We start from the raw sequence: 14774 nt of genomic DNA on the forward strand, positions 1-14774 counted from the left end.
AAAAATCTGCCAAAGTAGTGCTAATCAATTCTGAAGGAAATTCGCAGTGGCAGGTCAACTAGACGCCCAGAGTAGCCTAGGTATCCTTGTCCTACTTCAGCGACATGCGCGTAGTCAGCAGCCTCTGCCAGTTAATTGAGATTTCTCAGAAACGTCCCGAGCGCAGACTTAAAATCGCGTCGGTATGCTTCAACACTATCAGACTTCGAAGTAATCTCAACACATGAGGCATCAGGTATCAGTTCGGCTAACACGCGCGCATAAGAAATAGGGTGGACTGGATCACGATTATTTCCAATGACGAGAGTTGGCACAGAAATCTTCCTGATTTCGTCTTCAGTTACGCCAGGACCGCCCAAAGTGATGGAGGTTAGCAAGGCAGATGTTACCGTTATCGGCTCGCGGGTGAAAAATCCGCGGGCTGCCGACAAGTTGTCTGGACCGTGTTCAGCGAGATCCTTTGCAACCGCTGACGCCTCAAAACGACTTAAAGCTTCTTGAGGCTCGTATTGCGCGAGCAATTGCCCCACAAAAAGATTGGGATACGCGCTTTTGGGCGCATCTTCGGTTACCCACGCAGGGCGGGCTAGGATCAGCGCTCTTATCATATGTGGCCACCGTACGGCAATTCGAAGAGATATCGCGGCCCCCATAGAGATGCCGCCGATAACCGGTCGGCCCAAGTGTTGTAGAAATTCAGCTACGTCTTCAGTGAACATAGGGATTGACAGATCGTCAAGCGGACCAGTCTCGGATTGCCCATGTCCCCGACATTCGACCGTCAAGCACCGATATCTGGTGTCTTCAGGGAAGACTTGAATAACCTGGTCTGCGTCTCCGCAAAGCCCGTGTTGAAATACGAATGGCATTCCCTCTCCATGCTCAGAAACGGAAAGGGAAACTCCACGGGTTTTATATATCGATCTGGTCATTATAATGTCTCCAAGACAGCGCTAAGCACCTGCCCTCAGCGCCCAGTTATTTCAGAGTGCTCTGCACTGCTTCAGGCGCACCGCCATTAGCCGCGGAACGGTATCCTGCCTCGACAACGGCAAATGCATGCGCAGCCTCCCGCAGACCTGCGAACGGCTTTTGACCGGCCCGAAGATCTGCCCACGATTGCCTTAGGAAAGTGGAGTAGTAAGCGTCGGTATTGTATTCTACCGTGTCGGATCGCCCCTGCTGTTGATCGCGCGGCTTCTTGTAGAACTGGTCTGAAAATCCTCTAACGTACGAATTTGCATGCGAGATCGAAAAATCGAAGTCGCGTTGATCATCTGCCGTTGACGGATACAGATAGCCTGTCTCAATCACCCCGATCTGGCCAGCGGCGGTTCGGCATGTGAAAACGGCCTGCTCTTCAACGGTGACATCGGGCCGATAGGTCTGCATTTGAGCAGAGACCTGAGTGATCGGACTGTCGGTCAATGTTGCGATCAGATCGATGAAATGAACCCCGACGTTGAGCGTCGATCCACCACCGGCATACTGTTTCTCAAGCATCCAGTTGCACCCTCCCCGTTCATATCGAGCGACCGGTCCAACAATGAACCGAAATGCAAGGTGCTGATAGCCGTCAGGGGTGAAGCCTTCTGACACCGACAGGCGGCTCGCGAGATCGCTCACGCGCAGAATGAACGGAACGCTGACATAGATGCCACGCTCTTCTGAAAGATGGCGTATCCGGCTGACTTCCTGAAGGTTGAGACCGCAAGGCTTTTCGATGAGGAAGGGTATTCCACGCGTGATCAATCGATCGGCAAGCTCTGCCATGTCTGAATGGCGGCTAAACACCAGAGCAAAATCGAAATTCTCCTTAAAGAGATCTTCGTTCGAAGCGAAGAGTTTCGTATTCAGTTGGTCGGCGAACTTTTGACCAGCGAATGACGCAGAGTCGGATATTCCAATAACCTCTATTCCTGGATCTTGCAGCGCGGACAGATAGAGAGGAAAGTGCCAGTGACTGACGTCGAATATCGCTATTTTCATATTGTCCTCCGCGGTAAGGATATTATTCAGTTCTCTATCCAGAGCCACCTTTCACACTATGATGCTGCCCGCATACCGTTATGCAGGCTCGGACTTCACGCAGCGATTGAAGCAGTGGTAGCCCGTTTTAACGTTGCATAGCGGCTTGGCTGTATTGCTGACAACAACAAGCGGAAAGTTGCGCCCTTGGCGTCAATATGTTAACAGAACTGTGTTCCGGCAACTAACTATCGTGGTATCATGCGACTTGTCAAATCCCTCCTAGACCGCTGTTTCGATCTCATCACGCTACTCAGTGAAAACGCGGGCGGATTGTCCCTTGGCGAGATCAGTCGACGCTTAGACGTTCCGAAAAGCGCAGCTCATCGCCTTCTTACCAGCTTGTGCGACTTGGGCTGGGCTGAACAAGTTCCTGAGAGCGGTTATTATCGCTTATCACTGCGATTGGCTGTTGTTGGCCAACGTCTGCTGGCCGGGACGAAGATCCCAGACATTTGTCAGCCGATCCTCGATCGTTTGGCAGATACTACCAAAGGCCTTGGCAGGATTGCCATCATTGACCCAGACGGCTTGACATGGATTGCGCATTCACAAGGTGTTCGTTCGGGTCTGATCTATCAGCCGGAATTAGTCGCGAAGGTGCCGCTTCATACAACGGCAAACGGTAAAGCGTGGCTCGCGACACTTGATCGCGACGAAGCGCTGGCGCGTGCAATAGCCAGCGGTCTCGGACGCACAGATATTGGCGGTCCTCGGGTGATAACGACCAAGCAGACGTTCTCGGCAGCCCTTGACGAAACTCAAGAGCAAGGTTGGGCGAGTGCCATTGAGGAAGCCGAGCCAGGGGTCGCCGCAATCGCGGCCGTGATACGAGTAAGCGGGCAAGTCGTTGGGACGGTCAGTGTTGCCGGTCCAATTCACCGTTTTTCGCCTCTCGTAGTGCCGGAAGTCGCAGAGCAGGTGAAATCAGCGGCGCAGGAACTTTCTGAGCTATGGCCTTATCGGATTTCGCTCACTAGTCGGCAAACCCCAGCCGTAGCCGTGCCCAAAGGCATTGAAGAGGCCGTTTAAGACCGAGAGATAACATCGAATTCTTCGATGACCTAGGCAAAGCTTGACACCCGACATCCTTAATGGAATAACGTTCCGATAACGACCGTTATCGGTCGTGGTCGAGGAGGGGCCGTCTTTACGGTCAATGGGAGGTGTGAGTGGCTAATGTTGAGCTAAAGGCAGTGCGCAAGGCATATGGAGCGGTAAAGGTGCTTCATGGCGTGTCAGTCGACATCAACGAAGGCGAATTTGTCACGTTGGTTGGACCCTCCGGCTGCGGAAAATCGACCCTTCTCCGCATGATTGCTGGGTTGGAGAGCATCACCGGCGGCGAGATCCAGATTGGCGGACGCACGGTCAACAACATTCCGCCGAAAGAGCGCGACATCGCTATGGTTTTTCAGAACTACGCGCTTTATCCTCATATGAGCGTTGCTGAAAACATGGGCTTTTCTCTGAAGCTGAAGAAGGCTTCCAAAGAGGAGCGCGAAACGCGTGTAAGACGGGCAGCGGAGATACTCAGCCTCACCAAGCTCCTCGACCGCTATCCCCGTGAACTGTCGGGCGGCCAGCGCCAGCGCGTGGCCATGGGGCGTGCGATCGTCAGGGACCCGCAGGTCTTCCTGTTCGACGAGCCTCTTTCGAACCTCGATGCCAAGCTGCGCGTACAAATGCGTGCAGAGATTAAGGAACTGCATCAGCGCCTGAAGACCACGACTGTGTACGTGACTCACGATCAGGTGGAAGCCATGACAATGGCTGACAAGATCGTCGTCATGCACGATGGGTACGTTGAGCAGGTCGGCGCCCCTCTCGAGCTCTACGATCACCCCGATAATATGTTCGTGGCCGGTTTCATCGGCTCGCCCTCAATGAACTTCCTGAAAGGTCGGGTCGAGCAGGGGCGCTTCGTTCTGGAAGACGGATCTTCGCTGCCTCTACCCGATAGCTTCGGTCATTCCTCCTCCGAGAGCGTCATCTACGGCGTGCGACCGGAACACCTCACGTTGAGCGATCATGATGGTTTGCCTCTCACCGTCGCCGTCGTAGAACCGACAGGGTCAGAGACGCAGATCATTGCCCGACATGGCTCCCAGAGCATCGTATGCATATTCCGTGACCGGACCCTGCCGAAAGCCGGAGAAACAATACGGGTGACGCCGGACCTCTCCCGCGTCCACCTTTTCCGTGAAAGCGACGGGCGGCGCATCTCCTAGTCACCGAATGCACGACAGCCTTTAGCTGTCAGTACTCGCGCAGCGTTGGTAAGGACGGGAGCAAATATGTCAACACAACCTATTCAAGCCGCAGCCAATCCCCTTGGAGCCGGGTTCATAAGTCAAGATCCAGAGGTCGATGAAGTGCCTCGCTTCACATGGGCGCCATATCTCTGGTTCGCGCCGGCGGTACTGATTCTCTTTCTCGTAACACTGTATCCGACGGTGTTCGTGGCCTGGCTCAGCTTTCAGAAGACGAAGTATTACGAGCTAGCCGGCTTCGTCGGGCTCGCCAATTACCGCGAGGTTCTGACGTCCCCTGAATTCTGGGACACCACCCTCATCTCGCTGATCTACGTTTTCGGATCACTCGCAGGTGCCTTGATCCTTGGCATGGCGGCGGCGCTTGTGCTCAATAGCGCCGGCGTCACCGGTTCGGCCCTGCGTGTCTTAATTCTGTTCCCCTGGACGCTTTCCATGTCGGTGGTGGGCAGCATTTGGCTCTGGCTTCTCAACCCGTCCTTTGGACCTATTCCGTACCTCATTCAGGCGGCTGGGTTCGATCCCGGCCTGATGTTGGGCGACCCGGGTCTGGCATTGCCTCTCATCACGCTGGTCACCGCCTGGTGGTCGTTTCCCTACGTCATGGTGATGGCCACGGCCGCGATGCAGTCGATTCCGAAGGAATTGTATGAAGCCGTAGAGATCGACGGTGGCGGTCCCTTCGTCAAATTCCGATATGTCACTCTGACGCATATCATTCCGACGCTCGGCAGCACGGCTCTCACCCTTTCGATCATCTACCTGACGCTGATGACGCTGATTATCGTCATGACGGGCGGCGGGCCTTTGGGTTCGACCACCACGCTGAGCTTCGAAGCGTTCCGCGGCACCATTCAAGCCGTTAACATTGGCCCCACCGCTGTCGTCTCGATCGTCGTTCTTTTCATGAACATCGCTCTTGGCGCGCTGTACACACGCCTCACCGGCCGTGTTACCGGATAGGAGATCCCAAAGTATGAGTACCGCTCTATCCTCTGATCGTCCAGCTGGAAGGCTCGCTGCGATACTGGGTGCCCTGTTCATCGCCCTCATCGTCCTTGGCCCAATTTTGTGGGCATTGGCAACTTCGTTTAAGACGGAAGTCGAAGCAGTAGCAGTTCCACCAACGCTCTGGCCGAGTTCGGCGACGCTCGAAAACTATATCAAGGTTTTTCAAGATCAGTCCTTTGTGCAGGATCTGTGGAATTCAGTCGCGTACGCCGTCGGCGCTGTCGTCATTGCCCTTCTTGTTGGAATACCTGCGGGCTATGCTGCCGCGCGTTTCGATTTCACTGGCAAGCGGGCGTTGATGATGGTCATTCTGGCGACCTCGATGGTCCCAGGTGTGGCATTGCTAGTTCCCACCTATTACCTGCTCGACTCGGTAGGCCTGCTCAATAGCGGGATCGTGGTGACGATCATTCTCTCCGCGAGAATCATCCCGCAGACGGTCTGGTTCATTGCCAATTTCGTCGAGGCGGTCCCGGTCGAAATCGAAGAGTCGGCCATAATGGACGGAGCGAACCGGTTCGATATCATCTGGAATCTCATCCTTCCGCTGATACGTCCGGGCATCGCCGCCGTTGCCACCATCGGCATAGTTACCACCTGGAACGATTACATTACCGTCGCGGTCTTTGCGCCTGACGTGGCAAAGAGAACGCTCCAGGTTGCTCTTGTAAACCAGGTGTTCGACGCGATCGGCATCTCGTGGTCCTACATGATGGCCTTTGTCATGATCGCATCCATGCCTGTCATCATCATGTTCGGTTTCATGCAGAAATGGTTCATCTCCGGCCTAACCGCGGGCGCGGTCAAAGGCTGAACGAAATTCACCAAACAACAAGGAGGAGTATCATTATGAACTCTAAATCAAGACGTGCCCTGCTCACAGCGGCAGCGGTACTTGGCCTTAGCGCGGGGGTACTCTCGCCCCTCACACAGGCTTTCGCCCAGAGCAGCGAAATCATTTACTCCACGTTTCTCGATCCCAACAATGCCAAGGATCCTCGAGCCGCCGCTCAAACGAAGATGATCCAGGCCTTTGAGACGAAGAACCCAGACATCAAGATCAAACTGCTCGTCGATCCGACGGGTCAGACGGTATCGCGCTCGATCAAATCCGGTAGCGAGACGCCTGACGTTGTGCGCATTGTCGGCTTCGCAATTGCTGAATTCGCATCGACCGGCAATCTCGTCGAGTTGGACGATCTCGTGAAGAAGGAAGCGATTGCCGATGATGATTGGCTTCTTCCGCTTTCCAGCGCCAAGGTCGGCGGCCATCTGTTCAGCCTTCCTCAGGACTTCCGTATTCCCATCCTGTTCTATCGCAAGGGCGCCCTGCGGGAAGCTGGTGTTACCCCGCCTAACACCTGGGCGGACGTATGCGCGGCCGGTCCGAAATTCACGCAAGCCAATACCACTCCATTTGCAGTGCCGCTGGGGGCGACAGGTGGTCTTGGCGGCGCGCAGGGGCTCGGAGAGTTCTATCTAAGCTCCATGCTTCCCGGCAATGAAGGCCAATATTTTGGTCCGGATGGCAAGATCGCCTTCTCGAAGGAGTCTTTTGTCAGCGCTGCGAAAACCATTAAGGACTTTTTCACGACGTGCAAGGTCACGCCGATGCGAAGCGCGCAGATGGGTATCAACGAAGTTCACGATGGAATCCGGTCGGGAACGGCGGCGATGACGGTGTTCGGCCTTTACAGATTCAAGACCGTTCAGCAGCAAGGTGGTGGAGACGATCTAGGCTGGGCACCCGCCCCTACCTTCTCGGACACAGACAAGCAGACGGTTTACAGCTATCACATTGCCATGAACAAAAAGTCCGAGAAGCAGGATGCTGCCTGGACTTTCATCAAGTTCATGGTCTCACCCGAGGCGCAGGCCATCGCGGCCGAAGGCGGCGAAGTCGTCTCGCGGAAATCGGCGTACAGCGCGCCGTACTTCCAGAATGAAGCGGCTCAGAACCAGGTACAGTGGGCCGATCTCATCAGAAGACGTGGCCGCACCGTGGCATATACGCCGATCCTGTCGACTTTCCACACGATCGTCGGCGAGGCTTTCCAGAGAATGATCCTTCGCGATGGTTCGCCCGAGGATGCCTATAACGAAGTCGTCGAGCGTTATGATGCCGCGCTAAGCAAGGCGCAGTGATCAACTACCTCCCAAGACGGGCGGGGCGGAACGGGGAGTATTCTCAGTTCCGCCCCGCCTCTTTTTGCACCGTGAGCTCAGGATGTTTGTCAGCAATAGCCGGGAAACGCACATATTGGGAACATCCGAGACTGGTTCCGCGGATCACACCTGCACAAGGTTCTGCCAGCGGGAGCGGTCGAAACCTGCAACTATATCAGCTACCCCTTTGCGGCTTGGCGATCAGGCCAACTGCAAAGGATCGATGGATCGGCCGGTCGTGGCGGAATGCAAAATGGCAGCGGTTGCCTGAAGACTTCGCATTCCGTCTTCGCCGCTCACGAGCGGCTCTTCCTCGCCAGTGATCACGCGCGCGAAGTGCTGCAATTGCAGGCGGTAGGGGTCAGTGGTGGCTTGTACAACTCGGCCCTCGCGACTGATCGGTCGCGTCCATCCGGCTTCCCCATCGACGCGGTAACGCCACAAATGCAGGTCAGGGAACTCAAGCGATCCCTCTGTGCCGAAAAAGTGAAAGGAGTTCTCCCGACTGACGGGAAACAATGGGTTTTCCCCCGAGTTCAGATCCCAGGACCAAGGTGACGGACTAGCGTCGCTTCCGATTAGCGTACCCAACGCGCCGCTTTCGAAAGCGAGCAAGACGGCGACCGTGTCTTCAACCTCATGGCTTCGAGCCGATGCTTTCGTCTGCGCCGTAACGCTGCTGATTTCTCCGCAGATGAATCGGAGAAGATCGATGTCATGCACTAGGTTCGTCAGGATCGGACCGGCGCCGACGCGGCGCCGCCAGTCCGGTATAAAATAGCTTGCGGGCTTCAGCAGGGCCCAGATCACGTTGACTGCCAGCAGACGACCAAGCTCCTGCCTGACGATGTCTCGCGCAAGTTGAACAATGGGATTGTGTCGCCGGTGGTGGCCGACCAGTATTTTCGCGTTGGTCGCCTGTGCGGCCAAGATTAATTCAGCGGCTTCGCCCGGCAGCACTGTGATCGGTTTCTCAATGAGCACGGAAATCCCACGCGCTATGGCGATGATCGCGATGTCGCGGTGAAGCTGTGTCGGGGCCGCGATGATGAGCCCGTCCACCTTCTGCCGTTCCAGCAACGTCTCCAATGATCGATAGTGGTCGACACCCAGATCCGCGGCGAAGCCGGCGGCGCTTTCCGCCGGATCGACAATGCCGACAAGGCTTACAGTCGGCTCGTCCATGCAGAAAAGGGCGTGGCGACGCCCGATGGCGCCCGTGCCAACGACACCAATCCTCACGGCGTGTCTTGTCGGGCTGCTTGCGACATTAGGCATTTTCTGCCCCCGCTGGGCTGGTATCCGCCTTGCGACGGGCGATGCCGGGGATCCGGTCGAGAACAGAAAGCGTGAGGCCGCCGTCAACCATGATGTTCTCGCCCGTGATGTAGCGATTGTCGGGATCAATCAGAAAATCGACGATACGCGCGACATCGACGGGCGCGCCAATCCGCTTCAGCGGGACGATGGCCTCTCGTTGGCGCATGATGTCGACGTCGTCGTATATCGAGCGCGTCATGGGTGTCATGATCATCCCGGGAGAAATGCTGTTAACCCGTATGCCGTGCTCCCCCCATTCGAGCGCCATTTGCTTGCACAGCATAATGAGCGCCGCTTTCGCCGCGCTATAGGCCCCGGTCTGGCGATGCGGATGAACGCCGGATTGCGATGAAATCGCGACATAGGCGCCCTGGCTTTTCTTGAGGTGCGGGAATCCCGCCTTAGCCAGAAGCCAGCTCGCGCGGCACGTCAACGCGAACATCTCTTCCCAGACTTCGAGCGGCATATCTTCCAAAGATGTGGGATCGACTGCGCCCGCATTGGAAACAATCGCATCGAGACCTTTCAACGCGTCCGTTGCCGCCCCGACGAAGTAGTCGGGCACCGTGGGATCGCGAAGGTCACCCTCAAGGACAAGGACTTGGCAGCCCTGATGCCGCAGGTCATCTGCAAGTCTCTCCACAGACCCGCGGTTCCTTCGAACGCATATTGCGACGCCTGAATCTGGTCTTTTGGCGATTTCGCGGCAAATCGTACCGCCTATCCCCTCGCTCACTCCGGTCACGAGAACACGCATATCTTACCCCCATTTCCTTCAGCGCCCGTTTGAAGGCGCTATGGAACGTCGTCTTCGCTCCTGACGCGGTCAGTGACGCTGCCGCACGGGATCCTGAGCTACCCAGCCGTCCCCGCAATCCGATTGTAATTTGAAACAAGCTTAATCGCCCGCTGGGGAAATTGCTATCAGAATGATATTCCATCACATACAGGCGCGTGTCGTCTGTCAAGGCACGATCGGAGGCAATTTCGCGTCCTGGAGCCTAGATTCAGCCGCAGTTGACAAGCACATTTTCCTAGATAGAATGATGTTCCAATAACACTTCAATAGCCATGAGATGATGGCAACGCTGGTCTCGGAAGAATCTTGCCGCATCGATAACGGGATTATTTGACGTGGCGCGCTGCGCGCACGACAGCGAAGAAGTGCAACAGGGAGGTAAGCACATGCACGAAAAATTGAAACTATCGCGCCGGTCACTGATGGGCGGCATCGCCGCTGCATCAGTCGTTGCCAGCGTTGGAATCCGTAAGGCATCGGCGCAATCCGGCACTACAACAGAGGTGAGCTATAACGGCTTCCTGGATCCGGCAAACGCCAAAGACCCCCGAGCAGCGGCGCAAAACCGCATGATCGAAGCTTTTCAAAAGGCCAATCCGTCGATCAGGATCAAGGTCGTTGTCGACCCATCAGGTGCAAATGGAATCCGAGCGGCGCGCGCCGGTGCCGGTGCGCCCGACGTCATACGCGTCTCGAATTCCCAGCAGCCAGAATATTCGTCCACCGGTTCTATCTTGCCAATCGATGACCTTGTAGCTCGCGATGGCATCGACACCAAGGATTGGCTGATTCCGTTGGACCAGACGAAGGTTAATGGGAAGCTTTGGGGCCTGCAGCAAGACCTTCGCATTCCGATCCTCATTTACCGCAAAAGCCGGTTTGCCGAGGCCCAGATTTCGACACCTCCGCGCACCTACGAGGAAGTCGGAGCTTTGGGGCCGAAACTCACCAAGGGAGCAACAATCGGATATGCTGTTCCGATCGGCGTTACGGGCGGGATTGGCGGTGCTCAAGCATTTAACGAATTCATCATCAGTTCGATGCTCGCCGGCAATGACGGTCCACTTTTCGCTCCCGACGGACGCAACATCGCTTTTGCTGATGATCGGCTTCTGCTGGCGGCAACTACCGTGTCAGACCTTTTTGCAAAAAAGGCCTCCACGCCTGTCACTTTGCAATACGGATATAATGAGTTGCAGGACGGTCTGCGTTCGGGAACGGTCGCTTCCGCCTCGTTTGGCCTCTACCGATATAAGGGAATCGAAAAGGCAGTTGCCGACAATGATCTCGCCTGGGCTCCGGCGCCTTCCATTGGGCCTGACGACAAGCTTACCGCTTATGGCTTCCAGTTGAGCATCAACGCAAATTCCCCAAACAAGGAAGCCGCGTGGGAATTCGTGAAATTCATGACAAGCCCGGAAGCGCAGATTCTCGCCGCCCGTGGCGGGGAAGTCGTGGCGCGGGCAAGCGTCTACAATGATCCGTATTTTTCAACGCCTGAAGCCGCGGATCAGTCAGGTTGGAAGACCCTCGTGCGGGAGCGAGGCCGTCTGGTGACCTACTCTGTCATTCAATCGATATTCAATCAGATTGCCGGCGAGGAATTCCAGCGCATGATCCTGCGTGGAACTACGCCTGAGAGCGTCGTTTCCCAGATCAAATCCCGCTATTCCGAGGCTCTCTCGAAGTCTTGAGCCTTCAAGCACCGCATCCCAGACTTGGGATGCGGTGCGACCATTCCCGCACTTAGCGGGACCAATAACGGATCTTACAGCAGTCTTTTCGGGATCATCCTGTCGATGAACCAGAGTTTGGCGCAGGAGACGCCATGTCATGAGGTATCGATACCTTGGCCGGACCGGGGTTCAGGTCAGTGAATATATGCTCGGCACCATGAGCTACGGATCGGACGGCAATACCGACGAACGCGAATGCGTTGAAATCGTGCATCGTGCCCTCGACCGGGGCATCAACTTTATCGATACAGCCGACACGTACTCCCACGGGGAAGCGGAGAATATTGTCGGCAAGGCGATTTCAGGACGCCGCGACAAGGTCGTTCTTGCAACAAAGTTTAGGCTTTCGGCAGGCGATGGCCATAATGATCAAGGAGGATCGCGCTACTGGATCATGAAACAGGTCGAAAACAGCCTTCGCCGGCTGAAGACGGATCACATCGATCTCTATCAGATGCACCGCCCCGATCTTCAGACCGATCTTGAAGAAACGCTCGGCGCGTTGAGCGATCTCGTAACCCAAGGCAAGGTTCGATACCTCGGCTGTTCTACGGCCCCCGCCTGGTATCTTGCCGAAACACAGGCTGTCAGTCGCCTGCAAAAGCTCTCCCGATTTATCAACGAGACGTCGCCCTATTCGATTTTTCAGCGGTCTGTCGAGCGCGAGACATTGCCCGCCGTTCAACACTACCGGATGGGATTCACGGCTTGGAGCCCCTTGAACGGGGGGTGGCTGACCGGCAAATATACATCTGACGTTGGTGCACCGGCTGGATCGCGTGCGGACCGCGTCCAGGGTGAGTGGGGCAAGCACTATCCCATTCTACAATCGCGCTTCGACATGCAGCGTCCCGGCAACCTCAAGAAGCTCGAATTGCTTCCCGAATTAGAGTCGATAGCGCGGCAGGCGGGACTGTCGCTGATACACATGGCGCAGGCGTTTCCGCTTGCGCATGCTGCGGTGACGGCTGTGATCCTCGGCCCCCGGACGATCGACCAATTCGTTGGAATGGAGGCTGGCTTTGAGACGAAACTGGATCATTCGACGCTCGACCAAATCGACGCGCTCGTTCCTCCCGGCGCACTTATCGAAGAAGCTGATCGCGGCTACGTCTCGCCATGGTTAGTGCCAGAGATCCGTCGACACGCGGGCGCTGGTTCCGGCAAGGCTGCATAGCGGCTGAACAGGGTCCTGTACCCATGGCAAAGGAAGCAGAGCCGATTGGTCTGCATTATCGACTAACTGTTGGAATTCGGGAAGAATTCAGCAAGGAATCAACGTTTTAAACCCTAAAGCGCTCACGGGAGGAGGCAACATGACAAGACTACTTCTGCAAGCATTGCTTGCCATCGCGCTCTTGGCATCTATTGCGCATGGGCAGAGCAGAGCTCAGGCACTTGCAGATAAATCGTCGCCGGCGCGGGTCGAACTCCACTCAATACACTCGCTGACAATCACTTATACGCAATATCTGAACGGCGATGCTAATGGTAAGGAGGTTATCCTTGGCGGTGAATTGAGGATTGCCCAAGGTAAGGGGCCGCTCCCTGTTGTCGTCCTAATGCATGGTTCGGGAGGCCCGGGTCCCAATATTCAATACTGGCGTCGCCATTTCAACTCCATGGGGATTTCGACATTTATCATCGACGGGATGACTGGGTGGGGTTTGAGCAGCGTGGGCGACAATCAGGCTCTGTTGGGCCGCCTCAATTTTTCTCTCGACATTTTTCGGTCGCTTAACATCTTGGCAAAGCATCCCCGGGTCGACCCAGATCGGATCATTCTGATGGGCTTCTCCCGCGGTGGCCAAGGCGCCCTTTATTCGAGCGTTTCGCGGTTTCAGAAAATGTGGAACAAGAGCGGCGTTGATTTCGCGGGCTATGTGATTTTCTATCCCGATTGCGGAACGACCTACCGCCACGACTGGAGCGTCCAGCAACGTCCAATCCGCATCTTTCATGGAACTCTGGACGACTATAACCCCGTTCGGACCTGCAAGGCTTATGCCGAACGGCTCAAGAATGGTGGGGCTGACATCGCAATAAGTGAATATCCGAATGCGGCGCACGCGTTTGATAATCCCCTCGGCGCCAATCCTCCCATGCCCACGAAGGCTGACCAATCAGTGCGTGATTGCGAGATCAGAGAAAACGATCAGTGTATCCTGATGAACGTGGAGACCAACGCGCCATTCAGCTACAAAGATGCCTGTGTAAGACTAAAGCCGGTCGTTGGCCACGACCCCGAAGCGACTCGCGCATCGACAGAGGCGATCACGGAATTTGTCAAATCTACTCTGAAGCTTTGATTGAAACGGTGCTTGCAGTTTCCGGGCGCTCGCGACACGGTTACATCCCATCGCGAGCAAACCGGACTCCTCATGGGCCTCCAGACTTAAGACGTTGTAACTCGTTTGGGAGAGGGCGGCCCGACGGGGAGAAACTGCAAATGTCTTTCCTGGTTCTAAGCATCAGATTTTTCTCCATAGGGGTGATCCCATGACGAAACCCCATATCGAGATCATAGCGACGGGACTTCGCTTTCCAGAAGGACCGGTTGAACTCCCTGACGGTTCGATTGCAGTCGTTGAGATCGGCCGCGGCAGGATTGTGAGGATCAGGGAAGGCGGCAAACAGGAACAACTGGCTGTAACAAATGGCGGCCCTAACGGGATGGCTGTAGGACCGGACGGGGCGCTCTACGTATGCAATAATGGCGGATTCTCCTGGATAGAAGAGGGCGGCTGGTTGCGGCCCCTCGGTCTGGCGCCGGACTACAAAGGAGGCACGATTCAACGGGTTGAGGTGTCTACCGGCGAGGTCACAACGTTGTATGATCGATACGAGGGCCGACCACTCAACGGGCCAAACGATATCGTTTTCGATAATCACGGGGGATTTTATTTCACTGACACGGGTAGGGTTCGGGAGTTCCAGCGCGACCACGGTGCGGTGTTTTACGGAAAATCTGATGGCAGTTTACTAAAGAGGGTAGTGTTTCCTCTTTTGGCGCCGAATGGCATTGGCTTATCACCCAATCTTGAAACATTATACGTCGCGGAGATGGAAACAGCCCGACTATGGAGCTACACCATCGCTGAACCGGGCGCGGTCCTTAAAAAGCCTTTCCCGAGCCAAAGCGGCGGTGAACTCGTCATCGGGCTAGGCGGCTTCCAGCGGATCGACAGCCTGAAGATCGCAGCTTCAGGCAACATCTGCGTCTCTACTTTAGTGACCGGGTGCATAACGGTGGTCTCGCCTAAAGGCGAACTACTCGACCAAATTTGGATGCCAGAGATCTACCCGACAAATCTCGCATTTGTAGGAGCGGAGATGCAAAATGCCGTCGTGACCCTGTCGCTGACAGGGCGCGTCGGAAGACTTCTTTGGGGGGAGAAAGGGCTGAAACTACAACATCAAGGTGCGAGGTAACTTTGGCCT

13 protein-coding genes are annotated in these 14774 nt (G+C 55.7%); 9 read left to right on the top strand and 4 right to left on the bottom strand.

Annotated elements, in window-relative coordinates; translation table 11 throughout:
- Positions 1-131 precede the first annotated feature (131 nt).
- Complete coding sequence (locus AC2YI2_RS31090) at positions 132-932, bottom strand: alpha/beta fold hydrolase (RefSeq protein ID WP_487390416.1); 801 nt, start codon at positions 930-932, stop codon at positions 132-134.
- A gap of 46 nt (positions 933-978) precedes the next feature.
- A complete protein-coding gene (locus AC2YI2_RS31095; RefSeq protein ID WP_487390417.1) occupies positions 979-1989 on the bottom strand; it encodes a Gfo/Idh/MocA family protein in 1011 nt (336 codons plus the stop codon).
- A 240-nt stretch (positions 1990-2229) separates the two neighbouring features.
- Between AC2YI2_RS31095 and AC2YI2_RS31100 the strand changes: the two genes are divergently transcribed.
- From AC2YI2_RS31100 to AC2YI2_RS31120, 5 genes are all read left to right on the top strand, one after another.
- Positions 2230-3060 (top strand): IclR family transcriptional regulator, encoded by an 831-nt coding sequence (locus AC2YI2_RS31100; protein ID WP_487390418.1) that lies wholly within the window; start codon positions 2230-2232, stop codon positions 3058-3060.
- 140 nt (positions 3061-3200) lie between these two features.
- Positions 3201-4259 (top strand): ABC transporter ATP-binding protein, encoded by a 1059-nt coding sequence (locus tag AC2YI2_RS31105; protein ID WP_487390419.1) that lies wholly within the window; start codon positions 3201-3203, stop codon positions 4257-4259.
- A gap of 66 nt (positions 4260-4325) precedes the next feature.
- Positions 4326-5264: a carbohydrate ABC transporter permease gene (locus AC2YI2_RS31110; RefSeq protein ID WP_487390420.1), complete on the top strand. Its 939-nt coding sequence runs from the start codon at positions 4326-4328 to the stop codon at positions 5262-5264.
- Positions 5265-5277: 13 nt separating this feature from the next.
- Positions 5278-6126 (top strand): carbohydrate ABC transporter permease, encoded by an 849-nt coding sequence (locus tag AC2YI2_RS31115; RefSeq protein WP_487390421.1) that lies wholly within the window; start codon positions 5278-5280, stop codon positions 6124-6126.
- Positions 6127-6161: 35 nt separating this feature from the next.
- Positions 6162-7457: an ABC transporter substrate-binding protein gene (locus AC2YI2_RS31120; RefSeq protein WP_487390422.1), complete on the top strand. Its 1296-nt coding sequence runs from the start codon at positions 6162-6164 to the stop codon at positions 7455-7457.
- A gap of 222 nt (positions 7458-7679) precedes the next feature.
- Here the strand turns inward: AC2YI2_RS31120 and AC2YI2_RS31125 are convergent, their stop codons facing one another.
- Positions 7680-8756, bottom strand: coding sequence for a Gfo/Idh/MocA family protein (locus AC2YI2_RS31125; protein WP_487390423.1), 1077 nt, complete (start codon positions 8754-8756; stop codon positions 7680-7682).
- A complete protein-coding gene (locus tag AC2YI2_RS31130) occupies positions 8749-9555 on the bottom strand; it encodes an SDR family NAD(P)-dependent oxidoreductase (protein WP_487390424.1) in 807 nt (268 codons plus the stop codon). The genes AC2YI2_RS31125 and AC2YI2_RS31130 overlap by 8 nt, the downstream gene beginning before the upstream one ends.
- Before the next feature lie 428 nt (positions 9556-9983).
- Here AC2YI2_RS31130 and AC2YI2_RS31135 point away from each other — a divergent pair, with 428 nt between their 5' ends.
- The 4 genes from AC2YI2_RS31135 to AC2YI2_RS31150 all read left to right on the top strand — a co-directional run bounded on the left by AC2YI2_RS31135 (position 9984) and on the right by AC2YI2_RS31150 (position 14765).
- Positions 9984-11291: an ABC transporter substrate-binding protein gene (locus tag AC2YI2_RS31135; RefSeq protein WP_487390425.1), complete on the top strand. Its 1308-nt coding sequence runs from the start codon at positions 9984-9986 to the stop codon at positions 11289-11291.
- Between the two features lie 139 nt (positions 11292-11430).
- The gene (locus AC2YI2_RS31140; protein ID WP_487390426.1) at positions 11431-12510 is read left to right on the top strand and encodes an aldo/keto reductase; all 1080 of its coding nucleotides are present in this window, start codon (positions 11431-11433) and stop codon (positions 12508-12510) included.
- 139 nt (positions 12511-12649) lie between these two features.
- On the top strand, positions 12650-13642 hold the full coding sequence (locus AC2YI2_RS31145; protein WP_487390427.1) for a dienelactone hydrolase family protein: 993 nt from the start codon (positions 12650-12652) through the stop codon (positions 13640-13642).
- A 190-nt stretch (positions 13643-13832) separates the two neighbouring features.
- Positions 13833-14765 carry an SMP-30/gluconolactonase/LRE family protein gene (locus tag AC2YI2_RS31150; protein ID WP_487390428.1) on the top strand — a complete coding sequence of 311 codons (933 nt, stop codon included), beginning with the start codon at positions 13833-13835 and terminating at the stop codon, positions 14763-14765.
- Positions 14766-14774: the final 9 nt, after the last annotated feature.

It is taken from the genome of Rhizobium sp. SRI_017, assembly GCF_057586295.1.

Bases quoted from the DNA above. Each gene is read 5' to 3' on its own strand.
- AC2YI2_RS31090 (WP_487390416.1), bottom strand. From the start codon at position 932: ATGACCAGATCGATATATAAAACCCGTGGAGTTTCCCTTTCCGTTTCT.
- AC2YI2_RS31095 (WP_487390417.1), bottom strand. From the start codon at position 1,989: ATGAAAATAGCGATATTCGACGTCAGTCACTGGCACTTTCCTCTCTAT.
- AC2YI2_RS31100 (WP_487390418.1), top strand. From the start codon at position 2,230: ATGCGACTTGTCAAATCCCTCCTAGACCGCTGTTTCGATCTCATCACG.
- AC2YI2_RS31110 (WP_487390420.1), top strand. From the start codon at position 4,326: ATGTCAACACAACCTATTCAAGCCGCAGCCAATCCCCTTGGAGCCGGG.
- AC2YI2_RS31115 (WP_487390421.1), top strand. From the start codon at position 5,278: ATGAGTACCGCTCTATCCTCTGATCGTCCAGCTGGAAGGCTCGCTGCG.
- AC2YI2_RS31120 (WP_487390422.1), top strand. From the start codon at position 6,162: ATGAACTCTAAATCAAGACGTGCCCTGCTCACAGCGGCAGCGGTACTT.
- AC2YI2_RS31125 (WP_487390423.1), bottom strand. From the start codon at position 8,756: ATGCCTAATGTCGCAAGCAGCCCGACAAGACACGCCGTGAGGATTGGT.
- AC2YI2_RS31130 (WP_487390424.1), bottom strand. From the start codon at position 9,555: ATGCGTGTTCTCGTGACCGGAGTGAGCGAGGGGATAGGCGGTACGATT.
- AC2YI2_RS31135 (WP_487390425.1), top strand. From the start codon at position 9,984: ATGCACGAAAAATTGAAACTATCGCGCCGGTCACTGATGGGCGGCATC.
- AC2YI2_RS31140 (WP_487390426.1), top strand. From the start codon at position 11,431: ATGAGGTATCGATACCTTGGCCGGACCGGGGTTCAGGTCAGTGAATAT.
- AC2YI2_RS31145 (WP_487390427.1), top strand. From the start codon at position 12,650: ATGACAAGACTACTTCTGCAAGCATTGCTTGCCATCGCGCTCTTGGCA.
- AC2YI2_RS31150 (WP_487390428.1), top strand. From the start codon at position 13,833: ATGACGAAACCCCATATCGAGATCATAGCGACGGGACTTCGCTTTCCA.